Genomic DNA, 21191 nt, shown 5'->3' with positions numbered 1-21191 from the left:
CACGTGCTGGGCCTGCGGGCGCATTGACCGCGGTGTGATAATCAGCACCATGGAGCGAGCATTGTTCTGGGCGACGTTGGCGATCGTCAACACACTCGTCGTCCTGTTCACTCCATCTCTCGCAGCCCGGGTGGTTGCGCTCGTTGGCTTGATCCTGAGTCTGGTTGCACTGCATCGTCGGACGCGGGCGCTTCCCTGGCTGCGTACTCCTCGACTGCAGCCTCTGCGGCGTCCTGAATAGCCTGCTCGAGTGTCTCCTGGTCGATCCCGTCTCCGGGGAGCATCGAGAGCACCACGCCGAGGATCGTGAGCAGCAGCCCGACCCACTTCACAGGATCCTTCCGGGCGTCGGCCTTCACCCAATCGACGGCACGCGCCAGGGCGGGCGCGTCGGCCTCGATTGCCTCCTCCAAGCGCCTGGCAATGGTCTCCTCCGGGATCCTCGGATCGCCACGGTGCTCCTGAGCCCAGGTCAGTACCTTCCGCAACCGCTCAGCCTCAGCACGCGTCGGCACGAAGCGGATGGGCTTACCCTCCTGTGCTGGCCACGTGTACTGCCCGTCCAGAATGGGCACACTCCTGCCGCACCAGCACTGGGTCGCTGAGTCCTGGAACGCCACGGCGGCGCCCGGCCCGTAGACCGGGCTCGGGACGGAGATAACGCCGTGTTCGGGACAACGGATCAGGACTTCGCTCACGGGGAGGCACGTTAGCCTGCCGTCGGCAGCGTTCGCATACGCAGCTGAGGAAAGAGCGAGAAGCGCCCCCGCTGCTCGAAGCCCGGGGGATGTGGGCGTGAGCGGCGGGGGCGCGGAGGGGTGGTGCTGCGGGGGTGAGTCTATGGGCGTCGGTGGTGGGTGATCCGACGTGAGCGTCAACTACCTTGCGGGTAGATGTCGTCCATCTCGCCCAGGAGCTCCTCAGCCGTCGCGCGCTCGCGCCTCGCGAAGTCACCCGCGGCCAAGAAGCCGATCGCTGCCGTGATGATGCCAAGGACACCGAACCCGATAATGGCGGGCCAGACCCAAGCGAACGCGAACTTCTGTGGATCATCCATGATCGAGAAGGCAGGCGCCCAGGTGCAGGCCGTGAACACCGCCGTCACGAAGGCTCCGACCGCGGCCCATGCCAGGGCCGCGTAGTCGCGCCGTTTGGATGCGAGTGACTCGACGCGACTGCGGATCCGCTGCCAGTCCTTGGTCCTCATCGGGAATGAATCCTCCGGATCATTGGGAAGTTGAAGGCGCCCCGCTGGCAGGTCGACGAACCGACGTGCATCGTTCATCGTGGTCCGGACTCCTGGTCGTAGGGGTCGACAGGGATTCCGGCGAACCCGGCATTGAGTACGTGTACGTAGCCGCAGTTCGTGCAGATCACATGGAACGTGGCATACACCGGGCCGCCAACCACGATCGTGTTTGGGCTGGCGGCCAACTCGTCGGCTCGGATGAGGGGTGTGACCGTCCACTCGTCCTGGGTGCAGATTGGGCAGGCGGTGCTTCCCACCCACTTCTCGTTCAACCATTCCTGGGCGAGTCGCCGCTGTTCCGCCCGTCGGCGCTCGCTGGCCCGCTTGTAGTCGCTCGGAGCATCGTCGTCGGCCATGAGGCTGCACGCTACATCGAAGCGCGGGTCAACGCAGCCCGCTACGGGCGTCGGTGGTGGGTGATCTGGCGGCAGGTGTCCTGGTCGGTGGCGCACTGCTCGGAGCATTCGACCGCGGCGGTCTCGGCGGTGTGCTCGCATCCGCAGTCGCAAAGCCACACGCCGTCGACGTCGGTCTGCGTAGCCATCAGACGTCGATCTGGTCAGTGGCGACTTCGACTGTGAGCACGGGGTCGGTCTCGGGGAGGTGCTCCATCAGGACCCGCACCAGGGTGGTCAGGGCGGCGCCGGCGACCTGGATGCCTACGGTGCCCCACTCGACCTCGGTCAGCAGGACCGCGGTGCCCATCGCGGCGACGGCGACCTGCGCGGCCGTCTTCACCACGCGGATCAGGGCTGCGAGCCACAGGGGCGGGGTGCGGTCACCCAGCTCGGGCAGGCCGGCGAGGGAGGTGAGCAGGGACGCGACCATGCTCATTGCGACGAGGGAGAGGACCTCGAGCGGGTCGGCCTGCCCGGCGACGAGCAGGGCCGCGACGGGCAGGAGGGCGGCGAGGGCGGTGTAGGCGGCGCGCTGCCCAGCAGCGACCCACCAGGCGGTGGTCAGGATCGAATGCACGGTGAGGTCTCCCTAGAGGGTGTCGTTGGGGTGTTGGTTCTTCCAGCGCAGGATCCCGAGTTCGATGCGGCGGGGGGATTCCTGGATGTGTTCGTCGAGGCGACGCTCGACGTCTTGCCGTTCTGTGCGCTCTTGGCGCATCTCCTGCCGTATCCCACCGACGTCGCGGCCCAGGCCGGCCAGGCGCTCGGCCTGCTGGGTGACGATGTCTTCGACGCGGTTCACGGCGTCCGCCATGCTCTTGCCGGAGTTGGGCTTCACCTCGTGCTCGATGGAGTTGACCTTGCGGCGTGTGCTGCGGGTGGCGACCCACACCGTGCCACCGGAGGTCGCGGCGATCGCCAACACGGTCACGAGGATGTTCACCCACCACGGGGCGTCCGGCTCGATCGGGGGCAACGGCCGCGCCTCAGCTCTCGGTCGCGACGGGCAGGGTGACGGTCTCGGAGGTGGCGGGGTAGGGCGGCCAGGGGACCTGCCGGCCGAATGCGGCCGGGTCGTGCACGAGGGACCCCGCGGCGCCGGAGACCTCCTCCCAGGTGGCCACCGCGCGGGTGTCGGACAGGCCGAGGTGATCCAAGACACCGTTGTGCCGCTTCCAGGTGTCCGCGGTGGGGACGCGCGCCCAGGTGCCGGTGCCCCACCAGGCCACGCACCACAGGTCCGAGTCGGCGGTGCGGAAGTGGATCTCCGTGAGGTCCTTGCGGGCGAGCTTGGTGATGGTGGCAGAAGAGTCCTTCGCGGCGGCCTTCGCGGAGTCCTTCGCCTCGGCCAGCACCCGGGCGTACCAGTTGGCGGCCACGGGGCGGCCGATCGCCAGGAGGTTCTTCACCTCCGCGATGTCGCGCGCGAGGTCGTTGATTGTGGCCATGGTGTCCTCCAGGTGAGCGATGGTGATGGGGCCGGCGATCCCGTCGGGGTGCAGGCCTTGGGCGGTCTGGTAGTCGGTGAGGGTGGCGTAGCCGAGGGCGGTGAGCGCGTCGCGGTGCTCGGGGGCGAGGGCCGGGGCGGCTTGGCCGGTATCGGCGCCGGGGGTGATGCCGTAGTGGTCGAAGGAGACCTGCGGGTCACGTGTCGCCCCGCTGCTGGTCCATTCCTCGTAGTGGACGTGGTGCCCGGTGGTGGTGCCGGACAGGTCGGTGTACCCCAGCAGGTCACCCGCTGCGATCTTGGAGCCTGCCTTGAGGGTGGCCAGTACGTCGACGTGCCCGTACAACTGGGTCTCACCGTCGGGGTTGCGCACACGTGCCCCGTTGCCGGTGCGGTAGGGCGCGAGCTCGTTGGTGCGGGAGGTGTCCCCGGGTTGGCGTCCTCGCACGAGCCGCTCGATGGTCCCCGCGAACGTCGCATACACGGGCGCCCGGCCGGGGGTGGTGGGGGCGATGTCCATCCCGGCGTGCATGGTGCCGTTGCGGGTGCCGTAGGGACTGGTGACGCGCCCGCCTCGGATGGGGGAGTGCATGCGTGCTCCGATCTGCCAGGGAGTGGCGTCGTGGTCCCACACCCGCCCGTGCCGCACGGATAGGTGCAGGTGGCGGGTGTGGGGGTTGCTGCCGGTGTAGGGCCGCCACCGCCCGCCGCTGGACGGGTAGACGGCGGGGTTGGCCCAGATGCGGCTCTCGTAGATCACGTACCGGGTACGCGGATCCTCGATCAGTGCCGCCGCGAGCGCCGCGAGGGTGCCCGCCTGGTCCACCGACGATGGGCCGTGGAGGTCCTCGTCGACGTCGAGGGCGCGGACGATGCCACCGGCCTCCGGGTCGGGGTTGTGATCCGAGACCCGGGAGGCGTGGGCGGCGTCCCCGATCCACCCATCCGCCGACCGGTCACGCCCCGGATAGGTGGCGTTGAGCTGATCACGCAAGACCGCGAGCGCCGGCGACAGGAACACCACGAGCACGCCTCCCTCGGGGTATGGGTGACGCCCGCACCCTCGCGTGAGGAGTGCGGGCGTCGAAGGGTGAGTCAGGGTGCGGTGCCGTCGAGGTTGCGCCACGCGGACCCGTTGGAGACGAGGACCTTCCCGCGGGTGGTGTCGAACAGCATGGCGCCGGCGCCCATGGTGCTGCTGCTGGGGAGGTTCGCTGTGGTGTAGGACGGCAGGCGCGGAGGGGCGGCGAACCGGGCTTGTGCGGTGAGGCGGGCCACGGTGACGGCTGCGGTCTCCACGCCAGCGTTGTCCACCGTGACGACCTCGAAGTTCGAGGACGCCGCCCACCTGAGACGCCCTCGTAGTTCGCCATCCTCGTAGGAGGTGATCTGCCGGTAGATGCCACTCGCTGAGTGGATCGACAGGACGGGCGCAGTGGCCTCGCTGGACCCCACATCCAGTTGGTCCTTCGCCCTCCAGGTCTCCACGTAGCGGACTTGCGCGCCGACGACGGTGTTGCCCCATCGTTCGGTGTCGGCAACGTCGCCGTCGTGGATGCCGTAGAACATGAGCGGGATCTCGCGTCGGTCCACGATGTTGTTGTTCGTGACGACGGTGTGAGTCGCGGCGGACTGGTAACCCGACGCCATGCCGATGCCGATGTTGCGCACAGGCGAGAGCGGGACGGCTTCGCCAGAAACCGGCAGGGTGGCGACTCCGGAGTCCATGATCGTGTTGCCCGTGATCGTCAGGTCTTCGGTCAGGAAGTAGCAGATGCCCACGCGATCGGCGCGGATGACGGTGTTTCCCGTGACGGCCACAGCCTTGGCTATCGCGCCCGTCTCGTGGTCGCCAGCCACGAGGATGCCCGAGCCGTAGCGGTTGCTCAGGCTGTCTGTCTCCCAACTGGTGCCCGGCGCGCCCTGGTTCACGCCGTCGATCACATTGCCAGTGATGACCATCGCCACCGGTGCCTTTTCGGCGCTGATCCCGTACATGGCTGAGTGCCGGATCGTGTTTCCGACTACCACGCCATAGGACGGGCCGGCGTCACCCCCGAAGCCGGCCACGTGGATGCCCCCGAAGTAGGAGCCGTAGACATCATTGTTGGCGATCACGAACTGAGTGCAGCCGCGCGAGAGGCTGATGCCGTTGTCCTGCGACCAGCGGATGGTGTTCCCGGTGACGCGCACGCCCTGGCAGAACAGCCAGCCGGGGTCGCGGTTGCGCTCCAGGCGGCAGTCGATCATCCCCGACTCAGACACGCCCCGGAAGTGCAGCGGGAGCATCGGCAGGGCGTACATCTCGCAGTCCACGACATACACGCCGCGGATTGTGGGGTTGGTCGACTCGTTCGGCACGAGGTTGCCGTTCAACTCGACCGCAGCGCGGATCGCGCCGTGATCGTAGGAGCCGGGGGTGATCTTGTCTGGCTCGCGCACGAAGCCACTCAGGGTCGTGTTCAGCCCGCCCTCAAACCGCAGCGCCCGGAACACGACGCCCGTGACGTTCGCACCGGGTCCAGGGGGCACGTGGAACGCGGCCCGCAGCCCTTGCGTGTTGTCCTCCCAGTAGTGCTCGCCGTCGCCCATGAACGTCGTGCCTCGCCACCCCAGCCCGATGATGAGCACCGTATCCAGGCCCCGGATGTCGATCTCGTGCTCCAGGACGTACAGCGGCTTGGTGCCCTGGATCGTGCAGTGCCCACCCGTCGCGATCGCAGCATCGACCGCCCGTTGCCAGGTCTCATTGTCGGAGTCCCCATCAACGAAGAAGTCCTCGACCACCAATGTGCGGCTCGCCGTCTTCGACAAGAACGTATGATTCAGCGCCACCGCAGTCTCGGACATCCCCGCGACGTAGGACGCCACCTGAGGATCCGTGACCACCGTGCCGCCATAGGGGCCAGGCTCCCCCCGATCTCCCTGGTCGCCCTTCTCTCCCTTGCGCATCCGCGTCGGATGAATGAGCCAATGCTCCACACCACCCGCCGTCAACGTGATCGCGTCGTGGTCCTCCGTCCAGAACTTCCCGACCTGCCCCATCGGACCCGTCACCAACGTCGTGGGCTGCATCCCCGCGTCCAGCGGGGTCACAGGCTCACCCGTCTCGTAGTCCGCGATTGACACCACCTGCGATGCGAGAGGCCGACGCCCCTCCACGTCCGTCAGCGCGAACGAGTTCCACGGAAAGTACGTCACGAGCCCACCCCCTCAGCAGCTACAGCGAGCGCCGCATCGAGAGCGGCGCGGGCGGTGGATTCGGCCTTCACCGCAGTGGTGAGGCGTTCTTGGGCGGCCACGAGGTCGGCCTGGGCGGCTTCCACGAGGGTTCTCATCTCGGCGGTGTGCCGCATGGCGCGGGTCACGTCACCGGTTGCGGCGTCTACGGGTAGGACGGTCACGGGCGGCCTCCTCAAGGGCAGCGCGAAGGACCCACCGATCTCGGTGGGGGCGGGTGTGTGATGGTCAGGAGTAGACGCGGCCTTCGAGCAGGAGCTGGCCGGAGTGCAGGCGAACGGCGACGCGGTCGCCGATCGTCAGCGTCGAGTGGTCCACGAGCGAGGGCGGGGTGATGGGGAGCGGCTCGGAGTCGCCGTCGAGCCGGACCCTGACCGGCGCCGTGGCGGTGATGGTCGCGAAGCGGTAGCGGGGGAGGCTTCGTGCGAGGTCGTCGATGCGCCGGTTGACGTTCGTCAGCTCACCGTGGAGGGTCACAGGTCCACCACCCTCTGCAGTTGCACCGTCATCAACGCCAGCGGATCGAACTCCACCCGGATGCTCTGCACCGAGTGCCGCTCGTCATGCGCCGCGGCCTGGTTGCGCAGCCTCACCGCGTCCAAGAGCTCCAAGGGCACCGGCAGGATCGACACCGCCACCGTCTGCGTAGGAGTGGACGCCTCGATCAGGCGACGGCGAGCGATCCCGTCCAACGCAGCCTGATCCGTCGCCTCCACCTGCGCCGGAGCAGGAGCAATCACCCGACCGCGAGACCCGATCGAGTACGGCGAGGAGTAATCCAGATTCTCCGCCACCGCCACCATCGGCTCCGACTCCGCCGTCGACGCGATCGCCACCACACGGTTCGGGATGCTCGACATGTCCTCATCGATCGTGAACTCCGGGGAGTAGATCGACGACGCATCATCGAGCAGGTCGTACCGCAGTGGCCGAGCCGCCGGACGCTGGTACGGCTCCACCCGGAACGACCCGTAACCGTCGCAGAACAGGGACCGGTAGTTGATCGTCGCCAACAGGTCGTTGATCACCGTCAACCGCGGCGTGCCCGCCTCCCAAACCTGCGCAGACCTCAACGTCGCATCCGAGTCGGTCACGCTCCCCGGATACTCACCTGCACCGCTGATCAACGCCCGCACCTCATCCGTCACCACTGATCCCGCCGCGAGCGCCAAGGTGCTCTCGAGCTTGTCGTCGTCCAGGACCGCGACCTTGTCGATCAGCTCGACCGGGAGAGTCAAGCCGGTCTCGGTCCACTGCTGCGTGGAGGCGGAGGGCAGGTAGACCCCGAGGGGCCAGGTGAACTCCTGCCCACCCGCGGTGACGCTCATCCAGGGCCGCAGCCGCATCGTGAGCCACGGCTGCGCCGGGACCTCGCTGCTGTGCAGGGTGATCGACCCGGAGGCCTTCACCCGTGCGGACGCGGAGAACTCCACAGAGCCGCCCGTGACGCCGTCGAGGATGCCGTAGGACAATTCGTCTGGCGTGAGGGTCTCCACCCAGAACCGCGTGATCCGGGATGAACTCAGCGGGTCCCCAGCAGCAGCCCAGAGGGGGTTGCTCACGCCCGGCAGGGCGACCCCGACGCTACGGCTCACGTCGCACCCTCGTCACGGTGAACGACACCGAGGACCGATGACGGTCCATCCATCCGGTGGACACCTCCCCGATCGATCCGATGACACGGCGACCGTCCGGGGCGCGGTACATCACCTCGCCCGGTGTGAGGCCGAGTTCTTCCATCTCCTCCACGGTCGAACTGTCCGGCGTGAGAACCCCGGACACCGTGACCTCCAGGTCCTGCCGATCGCCGGACATCTCCACCAGATCCGTTCGGCCAGCGAACGCCTGCAGGGCGCGCGGCCGGGAGGCACGAGCGGACAACCGGGGGTTCCCCCAGAAGCGGCGCACGGACTCCCAACCAGGCCCGCAGTTCACGAACACCCACCCAGGCTCCGCGACCTCCAGAACGGCCACCGGCCCCGTCCCGGTGGATGGCAACGGCGACACCGTCACCGCGCGGTACTCCGTGACACCCCGAATGGACGGCACTGGATCCACCACGGTCACATTCGGCGCGAGGCCCTCCGTCACCGTGTGCCAGTCGCGGCCGTTCACCCGACGCTCCAGCGTGACCGACTCCGCCGCCGGTGTGCCTGACGGTGTGCTGATCGTGATCACTGCAGCACCGGACTCCCGGACGAACTCCACTTCCAGCACAGCCGGCGGTGGCGCCGCGTACTCCACCGCGAATGAGACCGATTCCGGTGCCGACCACAACCCCGCGGAGGATTGAACCTCCACCGTCACGGTGTAGCTACGCCCATCGGTCAACCCGGCCAGGGTGCGACTCGAGCCGGAGCCGGAGACCGTGCCAGACCCACCCGGGTCCAGCGACCACCGGTACGCCGCCTGCGGCTTCCCCTCCGCCTGGTAGTACGCGAACGACAACTCTGCAGAGGACGTCTCCACCACACCACCGTCGGGGGCCGAGATCACAACAGTCGGACGCGCCGACATCGTGAATGTGGCCGTGGCCGACCATGACGACGGGTCCTCGTGATCCCCCCACGTGCGCACCTGCCACTGCACGATCGCACCATTGCTGTAGGAGTCAGCAGGCAACGACCACGATGGCGATCCACCAGCCACGGGACCAACAGTCACCCACGAGCCGCCTGACTCACGATGCCGCAACTCGAACTGACGCTGCGGGCTCGTGTCCGCCGGCACATGCGTCCACGACAGACCCACGGCCTCCGTCGCGTCACCAGCACCACCCGACGGCGACAACCCCGACGGCGGATCCGGCGGCGTCTGCAACTGCACCCACCCCGAGGCGGCGTACCCCGAATACAGATTCGACCCATCGGTGGTGCGAGCTCGCACGTGGAACTCGATCCGACGCGTCGGATCTGCCCCCGTGAACGTGTATGTGCTCACACCCGAGGCCACCGCGATCTCGTCTGACCACGCCCCATCCTCGTACCGGTAGATCACTCGAGTCTCGTACCCCGACACCCGAGCGTTGTTCGTCCACGAGAGGATCACATCACCCGTACCGGACTTGCTCGCCACCAACCCCGACGGCGCAGCCGGCGTCGTATAGACCGTGTCCGACTGCCCCGACGTCGCAGATGAGGTCGAGTTCACCGCACGCACCCTGTACTGGTAGGCCCGGTCAGCCACAGTTCCGTTGTCCGTGTACGACGTCGCCGACGACGACACTGACGCGATCTCACGCCACGAACCCCACGAACCCGTGAAGTCTCGCCGCTGCACACGCTGAGAGGAGTACGGCGCCGCCGTCGTCGCATTCCGCGACCACGACACCACCTGCCGAGTGTCCGACGACCGCGCCACCGACGGCGTCCCCGGCGCCGCCGGCGCATCGAACGGCCGCGACACCGACACCGAGACCGACGGCGCCGCACCGTTGAACACGCCCGACACCGACGCACTGATCGTCAGAGACGCACCAGCCGCAATCGAGTAGTTCACCGACTCGATGAACGTCGTCCCACCACCACTGCCGTAGGTCACCGAGTACGACGTCGACCCACCCGTGCGGGACAACGTGCGACTGTCACCCGTCACCGGCGCGTTCGACGCGTCGTAGAACCGCGCCGTCACCGTCCCCCCGGAACGAACGACATCGATTCCCACACGCGACTGCGTGTACGACGAACCCGACGCCCACGAACCCCACTGAATCGCCATCGTCACCCCATCCGCGAGCGCCGGCGGGCGCCGTCAGTCGTGTCCCGCAGGTCGCGGTAGCCGTCAGCGATCGGCCCGAGTGTGAGCCCGAGCTCGCTCGCCATGGTGCGGGCGAGCGCGGTGATGTCGTCCGGGTGCATCCGCCCGGCGGTGGCGCCGCGCATCGCGAGCGTGTGGATGTCGTCCCACTGCTGCCCGGTCAGGACCGGCTCGGGTGCGTTTGAGAGGTTCATCCCCAAGGCGCCGGGCTGCAGGTAGCCGCCGGAGTCGAACACACCGAGCGACTCCGGGTTGACGGCGCGGCCCCACCCACCGCGGTGTAGTTCCGCGTGCAGGTGGATGCCGGTGACGTTGCCCGTGGCGCCCTGGTAGCCGATGTGCTGCCCAGCGGTGACCTTCTGACCAGGCTGCACCTGGATTCCACCGATCGGGTTGTGCCCGTAGTAGGTGAAGGTGCCACCTCCGTGGTCGATCCCAATGCCCAGGCCGGTGCGGCCGGCGAGGATCCCTGACCCGGTGCGGTACACGACGCCGTCGTGCATCGCGAAGGTTGGGCCACCGCCGGCGATGTCGATACCGGCGTGAGTGCCGCCCCACCGGGGACCGAACCGTGAGGTCACGGGTCCGCGCGAGGGGCGCACCCACCCGTCCATTCCGGGCGGTGGGCCGCCGATGCCGCCCGGGCCGGTCGCGGCCTCGTCCTTCCCGCGGATCCACTCCAGCAGGTTGTCGATCTGGCGAGTCGCGGCCCCACCTGTGAGCTCACCGAACGTGCCCCAGGTGGAGACGGTGTTCCCGATCAGAGCCTTCACCGGGTCCAGGACGAGACCGGCGGCACTGGCCAGCCCGCCGCGCACCCACGAGGTCACAGCAGACGCCGCAGACGACACTGCGGAGCCGATCGCCGAGCCGACCCGCTGAACGATGTTGTCACCCATCGGTGCCAGAGCCTGCGACGGGGACGCGCCCGCCGCGCGCCGCGACAGCTCCGGCGAGAGGTCCTCACCGTGAGCGAGAGCGTGCGCGGTCTCTACGGCCGTGTACACCCGCCCCGGGCTGGTGAAGTTCACCAGCTCCGGACCCTCCTCACCGACCAGCGCCCACCCAGGAGCCGCGTAGCCACCCCGAGCAAACGCCCGTGCACCGACGCCGGCAGGTGCACGCGATGCACCAGACCCACTCGAGGACGGGGCGCCGATCAGGCTCGCCTGCGGAAGTCGAGCGTCCGAGCCGATCGCCTTCGCGACGTTCTCGAACACCGTCACGATCCCGTTGTTCCAGACCGTCTCCAGCACCCAGTTGATCGGGGCGCGGAACAGGCTCATCAGCCCATCCCAGATGCCCTTCACGATCTCCACACCACGCGCGATGCCCGGGGCAACGACGTCCTCAACGAACCCGGAAAGGGAGTCGAACACCGGCTTGACGACCTCGTCCCACATCCACGTCACGCCAGCGCTGATCCCATCCCACGCGGGCTGGAACACCTTCTCCCACAACCAGGTGGCGACCGGCGCGATGACCTTCTCGAAGTAGAGCTTCATCGCGTCCAGGCCGAGCTTGATCACGTTCCACGCGACCTCGAACGCCCACTTGATCCCGTCCCACGCAGGGACGAACACGTTCTCCCACAGCCACGTCATGGCAGGGCCAACCACGTTCGTGATCACGTCGTCAACCGCGGTGAACACGGGGGAGAGGACGTTCTCCCACGCCCACTGCGCGGCGGTCTTGATGCCCTCCCACGCGGCCTGGCCAGCCTCGAGCATCCAGTTCCACGCACCGACGAACCAGTCGGCCACCGGACCGAGGGTGTCCATCAGCCACGCAGAAACCGAGTCCCAGTTCTTCACCAGCGCCACCACCGCGGCGCCGATCGCGACGATCCCCAGGATGATCCACGTGATGGGGGAGGCGAGCATCGCGGAGTTCATCGCCCACTGTGCGACCGCAGCCACACCCAGGGCGCCCGCGAACACACCCAGCGCGATCGCCACGCCCTGCATGAGCCCGGGATTCTCCGTAGCCCACGACGCCACTGCCTGCAGCGGCTCCACCAGAGGCTGCACACCCTCCGCGAGCACACCCATGAACGCGCGCTTCACGCCCTCGATCGGGTCCACCGTCTTCGATGCCGCATCCGTCACCTCACCCGAGGTGCCCGCGAAGTCGCTCAGCGCCGAATCCGCCCCCGACAGCGAGGACAGGAACTCCGGAATCCCCTCGGTGCCGAGATCCTCCAGCGGCGTCCCGAACAGCGCGATCGCGGCGTTTGCTCGATCCGTCGGATCCTCGATCCCCAGGAGCCCGTCCACCAGCTCACCCAGGGCCGCGTTCGCGTCCTCACCACCCGCGAGGAACCTCGCCGACATGTCCTCAGCGGACAACCCAGCGGCCTCGTAGGCCTCCACCGACGTCGACGACATGTCCGTCGACCGGATCGTCAGCTCCTTGAGCGCATCGCCCATCTTGTCGATGCCGTACTGACCATCCTCGCTGGCCGAAACCAGCAGCCCCACCGCCTCCGGACCATCCAGACCCAGCTGCGCGAAGAACGTCGAGTACTCATCCGACGCCGCGAGCACCTCGCCCCGCAAGGCCGACGGCACCTGCTGCAACGCCGCACCCAGAAGGTCGAACGCCTCCACACCATCAGCAGCGAGACCCTGATTGATCAGCTGCGCAGCCGAACGCGTGGACTCCTCCACATCCGCGCCCATGATGTCCGCGAACGCGAGCGCCCGCTCGGACATCGCGTAGATGTCCTCCTCGGTGCCCTCGCGCATCCCCTTGATGCTGGACATGACCGCCTCGACGGCGCCGGTCACATCGCCCATCGACTCGCCGTAGGAGTCCGCGAACAGCCCACCGGCGACGTCGCCAGCGATCTCCGCCTGCTCGGCGCTCAACCCCAGAGACGCCTCCAGCGTCGCCTCGGACGCCGAGAGGTCCATCGCGCCACCCCACGCGGCCGCGAACGTGGCGGCGGCACCAGCAGCAAGCGCCAGTTGGGTGACGACCTTCTTCAGGCTGCCCTCGGCGTCGCCGGCGGCGTCGTCGCTCTTCTTGAACGCGCCGCGCAGCTTGTCCCACGCGCCCTCGGTCTTCCCGGTCTCGGTGCGGTTGTCCCGCTGCGCCTCATCCAGGCGCCCGAGCGTGTCGCGCTGTTCCTGGTACGCGGCGCGGAGGGCACCCTCGGCGGACTCCACCTTCAGTGACGTCGCACGGGACCGCTCACGCGCTCCCTCGAGGCGCAGCTCCGCCGCTTCGACCTTGCTGGTGTCGCCCGACTCGCGGGCCTTCACCAGGCGCCCCTCAGCGTCTAGGACGCGCGCGGCCGCGTCGCGCTGGGCCGCGCGCGCCTTGGCGATGTTCTGCGTCTCCGTGTCGACCACGCGCTGCGCGGTCTTGGCAGCGCGCTCCAGTTCCGTGACGCGCTTCGCCTCGGCGTCGGTGCTCGCTGCGTCATCGAAGTTCTTCGCCCACGCGAGCCCAGCGGACTTCCCGGCGTCCTTCGCGGCCCTGTCAGCACCGGTCTTGAGAGCCTTCCCGAACCCCTCCATCGAGGGGAGGACATCCAGCCACTGCACATCACCAGCCACGTGAAGGCCCTCCCCTCGACGTCGGATTGCTGCCGCTTACTCGCGATGCATCACGGCATCGAGCTCCGCGGCGACCTGCTCTTCGTAGGCGCGATCCAGATCCGCTCGGACCACGTCCTTGGCCCCGACCGGCTCGGGTGGAGTGATGTACTCGGGCTTCCCGACCTGCAGGCTGTTCACCTTCAGCGCGCCAGCGACCAGAGACAGTTGCCGCGACTGCAACAGCAGCATGTCCCGCAGCCGGTTGGACGTGTCCGCCTGGAGCCGCTCACTGTCACCCCACGGCCCGTAGGCCGCCCGCTGCCACGCGTTCCCCGGTGGCAGATGCTCGATCATCACCCGCAACTGGCGGGGAGTGATCTCGCCGACCATCGCCTCCGCGACCGGGTCGCGCGGCGAGTACGTCTGCAGCAACGCTGCCTCGACCGCCTCCGGGTGCTCCCCGAGAAGCGCCTCTACGGCGCCAAGCGCAACTTTCCCAGGCGCTCACCCAGCGCGTCCGACTCCGACCGGAACAGGATCAGCAGATCCTGCACGGTCCCGCCGTCGCCCAGCCACATCGTGAGCTGGTCCTCCGCGCCGACCTCCGGGTACTCCCCGAGGGCCACCAACGCGAGGTCATGCGCCGTCTGCGCAGCCTTCACCTTCGCGCCGAAGGACTCCGGGTCCTCGTCGATCGCATCGAGCTGACACGTGGGACGCAGGAAGATCGACGCCTCGCTGTTCTCCAGCTCGACCTCCACCAGCCAGTCCTCACCGATGACCTGCTCGGCGAGCTTCTCGCGGAACTGCTTGCGGGCGACCTTGCGTCGCGTCGCTCGATTGACCATGACCGTGCCTCACATCCTGGGGAACCTGGGGAACCAACAGCGCGTGACCCGGGCGGGGTTCCCCGCACCACCCGGGCCACGCGGTCACACACGAAGCGGCAGGCTCAGGCGCCGCCGACCTCGTAGCTGAACGTGGCCGAGTCCCCAGCCGGGGAGGAGACCACGACCGCGGTCGTGCCGGCCGAGACGGACGGGACGATCGCGTACAACGTCGACGCACTCGCCACCTCGAGGTCAGCCACCGAGGTGCCCGCGAACGTGACGTCAGTCGCCGTCCCCAGGTGCGAGCCGTCGATCCGGACGAGGTCGCCCGGGACAGCCTCCGCCGGGGTGATCGTCGCGACCTGCGGCAGCGTGGAGCCGGCACCGATACCCGGACCGTCCTCCGCCTCGCGCTTCACGCCGAAGACGTCATCACGCAGCAGGCTGATCGTGAGGCCGACACCGTCCACCGCGGTCCGACTGCGGGTCCGGTCGGTCAGGCTCGTGATCTTCCCTCGGAAGAACACCTCCACCCCGAACACCGCCTTCGGGCCGGTGTAGTCCTGCTTGTACAGCAGCCACACCAGCTCCTCGAAGTCCTCCTCGGAGTCCATGCCCTCGACGTAGTCCGTCGCGCCGTACTTGTCCACGGGCCAGTCCTCGAACGGCACCCCAGCCCGCAGCGCCCGCGTCCACGCGTTGCGCTCACCGAACGTGAGCGACAGCGTCCGCTCCCGCGCCGTCAGGTCCCGACGGACGTCGTCCAGGGTCTGGAGCATCTGCGTGCCCTCGGCCGAGATCGAGTCGGAATCGGTCACGCCGTCGGTCGTGATGTAGCCGAGGTCCAGGAATCCGGCCGGGACCGCGATCGGAAGGTGATCGACGCCGAACAGACCCGAGGCGAACGGATCCGGCGAGAGCAGCGAACGCGGTCCCACGCACAGCTTCTGCTTCGCCCACTTGCGCACCGACTGGTTGTTGAGCTCCGGGTTGAAATCAGGCATGAGACGCCCCTTCCACGACGAAGCCCCCACACGGCCCGGAGAGACCGCCATGGGGGCGAAATTGGTTGAACGGTGGTGGTGTCAGGCGCTCGGCCGGACGACGACAGAGAACGTCGCAATCGCGCGACGAACCCCGCGATTCGGACTCGGCTCATCACCGAACCCGAACTCCTCCCGCACCTCATCGACATAGCCAGCCGCGGTACCACTACCCGCGAGCGCCCACATCGCCGAGGTCAGGTCAGAGGTGAGGCTGCGCAGGGCGTCCAGCGACGACGCCACGGCGGTCAACTCGATGTCGACCTCGCGGTTGAGCCCGTCGGAGGACTGCGCAGGGACCTCGATGACGACCCGAGGCAGGGGCGGGTCACCGTTGGCTGGCTCCTCAGTCAGGAGCCCAGCCGTGGGCAGGACGCCCCGCGAGCGCAGCCACTCCAGCACGATCTGCTGGGCGTTCGGCCACCTACCCACGAGCGGCCCTGCGCAGGATCTGCCGGCGCGTGAGCTTCGCGGCCGCATCCGCCCGGGCTATCTCGTCCGTGGAGTCACCCACCACCCGCGCGAACGGCCGCTGCAGGCCGTTCTTCGCCTTCGTGCCGGGCCGGGTGCCCTGCTCCACCCGCAGGGACTTCGCGAACGAGTTCGCGCCGGCCGTGTACGCGAGCCGTTGCGCGCGGGGCAGGAGTTGCTCCGCGCGGCGCCGCAACGCCTCCCGCACCGCGGGAGACTCCAGAGCGCGGGCGGCGAGCGCGTCGACATCCAACGGTTGCTTCCTGGCCATCACGCCCCCTTCCGCCGCGAGGACACCACGAACTCGGTGTGATCCAGCACCCCGCCGCGCAAGTGCGCGGGCTCACCCTCCACGAAGTACTCCGCGGAGTCACCATCGAGCGTCACAGGGTCACCCGGCTGCACCCACAGGGCCAGGGCCGGGCAGGACACCCGCCACCGCCCCGTGACCAGGGTCTGACTGCCCACCGACTCGCTCGTGCCGACCTGCTGCACGTTCACGCCCTCGATCACGCGAGGGGTCGTGACCATCGTCGGCACGCCCGTGGGTCCGGGCTCCCCGTAGGTCGTGGAGGTCACCGTCACCGCTCGGGTGTGCAGGTCCCAGAAGCTCACCGGTCACTCCCGCCACTCGGCGAACGGCTCCCACGGCTCGGGGAACCGGCCGGAGGGCTGAGGGGCAGGATCCGCCTTCCCCTCGAACACCTCCACCATCCACGGCTCGAACAGAGCCAGGTCCGCCGGCCCCGACTTCGCGAGAGTGACCGACCGGGACTCCACACCCGAGGTGATGCTGAACGACGTCGCATGGGGGACCGGTGGACCACCGAGCACCTCGATGACCAGAGGCACGACGACGTCCCGCACGTCGAACTCAGCGAGCGCCCTCGGGTCACCCACGGGCAGCGCAAGCCGCGCGTCGACGTCCGGCCACCGGTTGCGGATCCTGCGGGAAGCGACCTCGAGCCAGTAGTCAGCCCGACGCTCCTCCCCAGCGCTGAGGGGGCGCCACGCGTTCACGATGTCGTCCTTCGTCGCGAAGTCTCCCGGCATGACGCCCCCTCCCTCGCTACTTCCCGCTGTCGCCGCTGGCACTGGCGCCGGCGGAGCCGCCGTCGCCACCGTCGCCACCTGGCGCCTGCTCCTTGGGCGACTCCTTCACCTCGACGACCAGGCCGAGGCTCGCGAGCCGCTTGACCTCCTCGGGCTTCACGGTCGCGGGGAGCACCCGGCCCTTGCGCAGGTACACCTCGCCACCCTGGGCGCCCTCGACCTTCACGACGATCTGCGGGGCCTTCACGGCCCACTTCTTCGCCGCGGCCATCAGAGGCCCGTCCCGGTGATCAGGACACCCGCGGACGGGTCGGTCACCACGGCCACCGAGACGCGACGCACCCGCACGAGGTAGCTGTCGGTCTTGTCGTCGCGGATGACCTTCGTCTCGATCGAGCGGCCAGCGGAGGCGTACCCGGGGCCACCGAGGTTCTCGTTGGCCATGCCCCCGAGCTCGTCGCTGTCCACCAGCATGGGCGCCGAGGTGGGCACGTGCGCCGAGCGCAGCCACCGCATGTCGAGCACCTCCGGCCAGCGGCCCGTGATGAGCGGGTTCGCCGCCTCACGAGGCAGCAGCCCCGCATCGAGGAACAGGCTCATCACCGTCGCGTAGTTCGTCGGCGTCAGGACGATCGTGTCGAAGACGTGTCCCTCACCGGACTCCTCACCGCGCGCCTTCGCGAGCTCGACCGAACGGGCGATCGCGGACGCGGTCGTCCACCCGGCGGACGCCGCACTGGTCGCGGTCACCTTCGAGGCGATCACACCCAGCGAGGTCCCGTCGGTGTGACGCACCATCCCGTTGACCGCGCGGGTGAGGGTCTTGTTGACCGGGTCGATCCCGCGGCGCTTGATGGACTCATCCGTGATCGGGTAGTCCTTGCCCCACTTGTCGACCTTCGCCGCCGCGAGCTCACCCGTGGTGATCTGCTCCAGCGGGTACTCACCACCCGGCGCGATGACCTCCGGGTCACCCTCGGGGAAGATCGGCTCTCCCGTCTCGTACAGGATCGCCCCACCCTCCGTGCGGTACTGGCCCGTCAGCAGGGCATCGGAGATGAACCTCTGGTCCGCCAGCGTCCGCACCCGCCGCGCGACGGCGGACTTGGACAGCAGCAGCTGGTGAATCTGCTCAGCGGACAGATTCTCGGTCCCGGTGATCGCCGGGACCGGGTAGGTCAGCGAGTTCGCCATGTGCCTTCCCTTCTCTCTCAGTCCAGAGCGATCTGGAGCTTGTCGTCCGCCGCGGACGCGGCGGTGATCGCGAGGCCGATGGTGTTCTCGGTCGCCGTGGCGACCTTCCCACCGGCCGCAGCCGCGACACGGGCACCAGCAGCGATCGCGGCCGACGCCACGAGCTCCTGAACACCACCTCGCAGCACGAGGACGTCCTCACCGTCCTTCACGTCGGTCGCGGCCACCCCGAACACCGCGGTGCTCGCAGCGCCAGCCGGCGACACCTCCCGGTCACCCGAGATCGCCACCACCTGGCCACCGGTGATGTCAGCGCCAGCGGCGCACGTCACCGCCGCACCGGGCTTGAACATGTGGATGTGCGATGCCATCACTCCGCCTCCTTCTGCTCCGGGGCGCCCCACGCCTTCGCGTACAGGTCACCGTCCTCGTCACGGGCCTCATCGACCCCACCGGTGAAGCCCTTCGCACTGGTGGGCACCAGACCCGGCTCCAGGCTCGCGAGCGCCTCCGCGGCGTCCTTCTCGTGGGTGAGCTTGTTCAGCCACCCCTCGCGCTGACGGGGCAGGATGCGCCCGTCCGCGACGGCGGCCTCCACCAGGGCAGCGCGAGCGGACTTCTCCTGCTCGTCGCGCGCGGCGCGACCGGCGGCGGCGTCAGCCTTCAGCCCGGCGAGCACCTCGCTGTCGATGGCCACCGCACCATCCGGCAGCGCCGATGCGGAAGTCGTCGTGGGCTCGTCGCTCTGCTCGGCCAGGGCCTCGTCCAGCGCGGCGAGCACCTGCTCATCGTTCAGGTTCGCGTCGGCCGGCACACCCAGCCGCTCACGGACCCCCTTCATGAAGTCGACCATGGGGCCGTCCTCGCTTCCTGTTGAGGAATGGGTATCCACCGGCGGCGCCGGCGGTGTTGCGACCCCCGAGAGGGACGCGAGCGCCGCGAGGGCGCCGTTCAGGTTGGCCGGGCGGGGTCCGGCTGCCGCCGCGGTGCGGCGGGGCATGTAGGGGGCGGGGGCATCACCGCGGCCGGCGTGCTCAAAGCCAGCGGCCCGCGCGAGCTGCGCGACCGCGTTGGCGGGCTCGTCGGCCTCATCGGTGCTGGCGGTGTCGCCGGTGAGGGTGAGGACCTTGTCCGCGAGGCCCGCGGCCACCGCTTCCTCATCCGAGTACCAGGTCTCCTCGAGCATCGCCTCACGCCACTCCTGCGCGGTGCCGCCCGCGCGCTCGGCGTAGACCGACGCGATAGTCGCGCTCGTCTTGTCGAGCTGGTCCGCCACGTTCCGCAGAACCCGCGCGTCACCCCACGCGATGTTCGACGCGTCGTGAATCATCAGCTCCGACCCGCGGCCCATGACCACCTCGTCAGCAGCCATGATCAGGAACGACGCCGCCGAGGCAGCGAGCCCATCGACGTGCGCGACCACCCGGGCGGAGTGCCGCGCGATGGCGTTCATCATGGACACCCCGTCCTTCACGAGCCCGCCCGGGGAGTTCACCCACAGGTTGATCTCGGAGACGTCCAGGTCAGCGAGCTCACGCACGAAGTCGGACGCGCTCACCCCGTCAGACCAGAACCCGGCACCGATCGTTCCGTAGACGTAGACGTCGGCGGTGTCCTGCCCGGTCGCTTCCATCCGGTACCCACCCGGGGGCATCGCCCGCGGGTCCATCGTGCTGCGCGTCATGATTCCTCCTGCTCGTCGACGTCGGGCTGACGGGTCGAGGGGGCCGCGGCCGGCAGCCCGTAGGCCAGACGCAAGAAGTCCTCCAGCGGCTCGTCCGGCGTGATCGCGCGAGCATCGATGAGGACCTTCACGGCCTCCGCCGTCGCGTCACGCTGCGAACCGATCGCGTCGAACACCACACGCGGCGCCCGCTCACGCTCGCCCCAGTTCAGATCGACCAGGTCCTCCACCACGTGCTGAGTCGCGACATCGGCCACCGACCCCGCGAGCGCCTGCAGCGACTCCACGAAGAAGTTCGCGAACGTCGAGCCGAGCGCCCACGAGCCGGTCTCCGTGCCGAGATTCAGGAAGTGCGCCAGGACCGAGCGTGCGATCTGCTCGTCGTAGTAGCGAATCGGGGGAGTGGCATCCGGGAGAGTCCCGGACACGCCCAGCAACTCGAGCTTCGCTCCCGGCGCGAGAGACGCGCCGGCCGTCTGACCCGAGCGAACACTGGAGGCGATCTCCTGACCCCGGGCGACCTCCTGCTGCTCACGCCGCTGCCGATCCTCTGCCGACTCGCCGACGATCTCGCGGTCCGAGGCGGTGTACACCGGGACACCCATTCCGTTGCGGTCCACCGTCTGCGCCTGCACCCGCAGCATCCGGTCCTTCAGGATCCACGGCTTGTACGCCGTCCGCAGGAGCGACTGACCCAGCCAGTTCCCACCCTCACGATCGTTCACGTACACCACCAGGCGATCCACCGGCATGCGCGCCGCGCGCCCCGTCGTGCTCGACACCTGCTCCAGCGCCACCAGACCACCATCCGCGGCGACCTCCACCTTCGATATCGTCCGAGGCGGGCGCCACTCCAACTTCCGCAGCCGCACCTGACCGTCCTCGATGCGGTACACCTGCTCGAACGGGGAGTGCCCAAACGGCAGCATCAGCAGCGCGTGGTACAGGTGCTCCTTCCAGGAGAACCGATCCCGCGCCCGCACCGGCGGCAACGTCTGACGGCCCACAATCGGCAACCCCAGATCCTCCGCGACCAACTCCACGACCTCATCGCGAGCGCCGTTCGGGTCCAACCGCCACGCCGTCCGCCGGATCGGGAGCGTGACCGCGCGAAGCACCGACATGACCTGCGCGTCGGTGCGGCGCATCTTGTCGTACACCTCGATGTTGTTCGGCCACCGCAGCTCCGGCGCCGTCTCGTGCTGAGCGTCATCCCACCACTGCGAGGTGACCTCGCTGGTGTACCCGCTGGGGGTCGTGGGAGCCGTCATCGCATACCCC

The 21191-nt window shown here is 68.8% G+C and carries 25 protein-coding genes; 1 reads left to right on the top strand and 24 read right to left on the bottom strand.

What is annotated here, in order from left to right; translation table 11 throughout:
- Positions 1-107 precede the first annotated feature (107 nt).
- The 11 genes from ATL40_RS07205 to ATL40_RS07155 form a co-directional block, all read right to left on the bottom strand.
- Complete coding sequence (locus ATL40_RS07205) at positions 108-698, bottom strand: hypothetical protein (protein ID WP_098468948.1); 591 nt, start codon at positions 696-698, stop codon at positions 108-110.
- Between the two features lie 176 nt (positions 699-874).
- Positions 875-1285: a hypothetical protein gene (locus ATL40_RS07200; protein WP_143556895.1), complete on the bottom strand. Its 411-nt coding sequence runs from the start codon at positions 1283-1285 to the stop codon at positions 875-877.
- Positions 1282-1605: a hypothetical protein gene (locus ATL40_RS07195; RefSeq protein ID WP_098468946.1), complete on the bottom strand. Its 324-nt coding sequence runs from the start codon at positions 1603-1605 to the stop codon at positions 1282-1284. Before ATL40_RS07195 ends, ATL40_RS07200 begins: the two co-directional genes overlap by 4 nt.
- A 187-nt stretch (positions 1606-1792) precedes the next feature.
- Entirely contained in the window at positions 1793-2224 is a 432-nt protein-coding gene (locus ATL40_RS07190; protein WP_098468945.1) for a hypothetical protein, read from the bottom strand.
- 12 nt (positions 2225-2236) lie between these two features.
- Complete coding sequence (locus tag ATL40_RS14985) at positions 2237-2623, bottom strand: hypothetical protein (protein WP_169925902.1); 387 nt, start codon at positions 2621-2623, stop codon at positions 2237-2239.
- A gap of 10 nt (positions 2624-2633) precedes the next feature.
- Positions 2634-4118, bottom strand: a complete 1485-nt coding sequence (locus ATL40_RS07180; RefSeq protein ID WP_169925901.1) for a peptidoglycan DD-metalloendopeptidase family protein — start codon at positions 4116-4118, stop codon at positions 2634-2636.
- Between the two features lie 71 nt (positions 4119-4189).
- Positions 4190-6295 (bottom strand): right-handed parallel beta-helix repeat-containing protein, encoded by a 2106-nt coding sequence (locus ATL40_RS07175; RefSeq protein WP_098468942.1) that lies wholly within the window; start codon positions 6293-6295, stop codon positions 4190-4192.
- Positions 6292-6498 carry a hypothetical protein gene (locus ATL40_RS07170; protein ID WP_098468941.1) on the bottom strand — a complete coding sequence of 69 codons (207 nt, stop codon included), beginning with the start codon at positions 6496-6498 and terminating at the stop codon, positions 6292-6294. Before ATL40_RS07170 ends, ATL40_RS07175 begins: the two co-directional genes overlap by 4 nt.
- Before the next feature lie 64 nt (positions 6499-6562).
- Entirely contained in the window at positions 6563-6811 is a 249-nt protein-coding gene (locus ATL40_RS07165; RefSeq protein WP_098468940.1) for a hypothetical protein, read from the bottom strand.
- A complete protein-coding gene (locus ATL40_RS07160) occupies positions 6808-7929 on the bottom strand; it encodes a hypothetical protein (RefSeq protein WP_098468939.1) in 1122 nt (373 codons plus the stop codon). The genes ATL40_RS07165 and ATL40_RS07160 overlap by 4 nt, the downstream gene beginning before the upstream one ends.
- Positions 7919-8803: a hypothetical protein gene (locus ATL40_RS07155; protein WP_143556894.1), complete on the bottom strand. Its 885-nt coding sequence runs from the start codon at positions 8801-8803 to the stop codon at positions 7919-7921. The genes ATL40_RS07160 and ATL40_RS07155 overlap by 11 nt, the downstream gene beginning before the upstream one ends.
- Positions 8804-9674: 871 nt before the next feature.
- On the opposite strand from ATL40_RS07155, the gene ATL40_RS15575 reads away from it, so the two are divergent.
- On the top strand, positions 9675-9827 hold the full coding sequence (locus ATL40_RS15575) for a hypothetical protein (protein WP_169925900.1): 153 nt from the start codon (positions 9675-9677) through the stop codon (positions 9825-9827).
- A gap of 226 nt (positions 9828-10053) precedes the next feature.
- Here the strand turns inward: ATL40_RS15575 and ATL40_RS15570 are convergent, their stop codons facing one another.
- From ATL40_RS15570 to ATL40_RS07090, 13 genes are all read right to left on the bottom strand, one after another.
- Positions 10054-13653: a peptidoglycan DD-metalloendopeptidase family protein gene (locus ATL40_RS15570; RefSeq protein ID WP_098468937.1), complete on the bottom strand. Its 3600-nt coding sequence runs from the start codon at positions 13651-13653 to the stop codon at positions 10054-10056.
- 36 nt (positions 13654-13689) lie between these two features.
- Complete coding sequence (locus tag ATL40_RS07145; RefSeq protein WP_098468936.1) at positions 13690-14067, bottom strand: hypothetical protein; 378 nt, start codon at positions 14065-14067, stop codon at positions 13690-13692.
- A 41-nt stretch (positions 14068-14108) separates the two neighbouring features.
- On the bottom strand, positions 14109-14483 hold the full coding sequence (locus tag ATL40_RS07140; RefSeq protein WP_098468935.1) for a hypothetical protein: 375 nt from the start codon (positions 14481-14483) through the stop codon (positions 14109-14111).
- A gap of 104 nt (positions 14484-14587) precedes the next feature.
- A complete protein-coding gene (locus tag ATL40_RS07135; protein WP_098468934.1) occupies positions 14588-15469 on the bottom strand; it encodes an IPT/TIG domain-containing protein in 882 nt (293 codons plus the stop codon).
- An 81-nt stretch (positions 15470-15550) separates the two neighbouring features.
- Positions 15551-15940 (bottom strand): hypothetical protein, encoded by a 390-nt coding sequence (locus ATL40_RS07130; protein ID WP_143556893.1) that lies wholly within the window; start codon positions 15938-15940, stop codon positions 15551-15553.
- Complete coding sequence (locus tag ATL40_RS07125; RefSeq protein WP_143556892.1) at positions 15933-16250, bottom strand: hypothetical protein; 318 nt, start codon at positions 16248-16250, stop codon at positions 15933-15935. Before ATL40_RS07125 ends, ATL40_RS07130 begins: the two co-directional genes overlap by 8 nt.
- Positions 16250-16594 (bottom strand): hypothetical protein, encoded by a 345-nt coding sequence (locus tag ATL40_RS07120; RefSeq protein ID WP_098468931.1) that lies wholly within the window; start codon positions 16592-16594, stop codon positions 16250-16252. The genes ATL40_RS07125 and ATL40_RS07120 overlap by 1 nt, the downstream gene beginning before the upstream one ends.
- A gap of 3 nt (positions 16595-16597) precedes the next feature.
- Positions 16598-17032 carry a hypothetical protein gene (locus tag ATL40_RS07115; protein WP_098468930.1) on the bottom strand — a complete coding sequence of 145 codons (435 nt, stop codon included), beginning with the start codon at positions 17030-17032 and terminating at the stop codon, positions 16598-16600.
- A 16-nt stretch (positions 17033-17048) separates the two neighbouring features.
- Complete coding sequence (locus ATL40_RS07110; protein WP_098468929.1) at positions 17049-17303, bottom strand: hypothetical protein; 255 nt, start codon at positions 17301-17303, stop codon at positions 17049-17051.
- The gene (locus tag ATL40_RS07105) at positions 17303-18226 is read right to left on the bottom strand and encodes a phage major capsid protein (protein WP_098468928.1); all 924 of its coding nucleotides are present in this window, start codon (positions 18224-18226) and stop codon (positions 17303-17305) included. The genes ATL40_RS07110 and ATL40_RS07105 overlap by 1 nt, the downstream gene beginning before the upstream one ends.
- A gap of 17 nt (positions 18227-18243) precedes the next feature.
- Positions 18244-18597 carry a capsid cement protein gene (locus tag ATL40_RS07100; RefSeq protein ID WP_098470349.1) on the bottom strand — a complete coding sequence of 118 codons (354 nt, stop codon included), beginning with the start codon at positions 18595-18597 and terminating at the stop codon, positions 18244-18246.
- Complete coding sequence (locus ATL40_RS07095) at positions 18597-19910, bottom strand: head maturation protease, ClpP-related (RefSeq protein WP_098468927.1); 1314 nt, start codon at positions 19908-19910, stop codon at positions 18597-18599. The genes ATL40_RS07100 and ATL40_RS07095 overlap by 1 nt, the downstream gene beginning before the upstream one ends.
- The gene (locus ATL40_RS07090) at positions 19907-21181 is read right to left on the bottom strand and encodes a phage portal protein family protein (RefSeq protein WP_098468926.1); all 1275 of its coding nucleotides are present in this window, start codon (positions 21179-21181) and stop codon (positions 19907-19909) included. Before ATL40_RS07090 ends, ATL40_RS07095 begins: the two co-directional genes overlap by 4 nt.
- Positions 21182-21191 lie beyond the last annotated feature (10 nt).

It is taken from the genome of Serinibacter salmoneus, from assembly GCF_002563925.1.
Taxonomy (GTDB): Bacteria; Actinomycetota; Actinomycetes; order Actinomycetales; family Beutenbergiaceae; genus Serinibacter; species Serinibacter salmoneus.
This window is presented reverse-complemented; position numbering and strand designations above follow the sequence as displayed.

Excerpts from the sequence above, each read along its gene's own strand:
- ATL40_RS07200 (WP_143556895.1), bottom strand. The coding sequence starts at position 1,285 with ATGAACGATGCACGTCGGTTCGTCGACCTGCCAGCGGGGCGCCTTCAA.
- ATL40_RS07115 (WP_098468930.1), bottom strand. The coding sequence starts at position 17,032 with ATGCCGGGAGACTTCGCGACGAAGGACGACATCGTGAACGCGTGGCGC.
- ATL40_RS07135 (WP_098468934.1), bottom strand. The coding sequence starts at position 15,469 with ATGCCTGATTTCAACCCGGAGCTCAACAACCAGTCGGTGCGCAAGTGG.
- ATL40_RS07195 (WP_098468946.1), bottom strand. The coding sequence starts at position 1,605 with ATGGCCGACGACGATGCTCCGAGCGACTACAAGCGGGCCAGCGAGCGC.
- ATL40_RS07095 (WP_098468927.1), bottom strand. The coding sequence starts at position 19,910 with ATGACGCGCAGCACGATGGACCCGCGGGCGATGCCCCCGGGTGGGTAC.
- ATL40_RS07090 (WP_098468926.1), bottom strand. The coding sequence starts at position 21,181 with ATGACGGCTCCCACGACCCCCAGCGGGTACACCAGCGAGGTCACCTCG.
- ATL40_RS07105 (WP_098468928.1), bottom strand. The coding sequence starts at position 18,226 with ATGGCGAACTCGCTGACCTACCCGGTCCCGGCGATCACCGGGACCGAG.
- ATL40_RS07125 (WP_143556892.1), bottom strand. The coding sequence starts at position 16,250 with ATGGCCAGGAAGCAACCGTTGGATGTCGACGCGCTCGCCGCCCGCGCT.
- ATL40_RS07100 (WP_098470349.1), bottom strand. The coding sequence starts at position 18,597 with ATGGCATCGCACATCCACATGTTCAAGCCCGGTGCGGCGGTGACGTGC.
- ATL40_RS07110 (WP_098468929.1), bottom strand. The coding sequence starts at position 17,303 with ATGGCCGCGGCGAAGAAGTGGGCCGTGAAGGCCCCGCAGATCGTCGTG.
- ATL40_RS07140 (WP_098468935.1), bottom strand. The coding sequence starts at position 14,483 with ATGGTCAATCGAGCGACGCGACGCAAGGTCGCCCGCAAGCAGTTCCGC.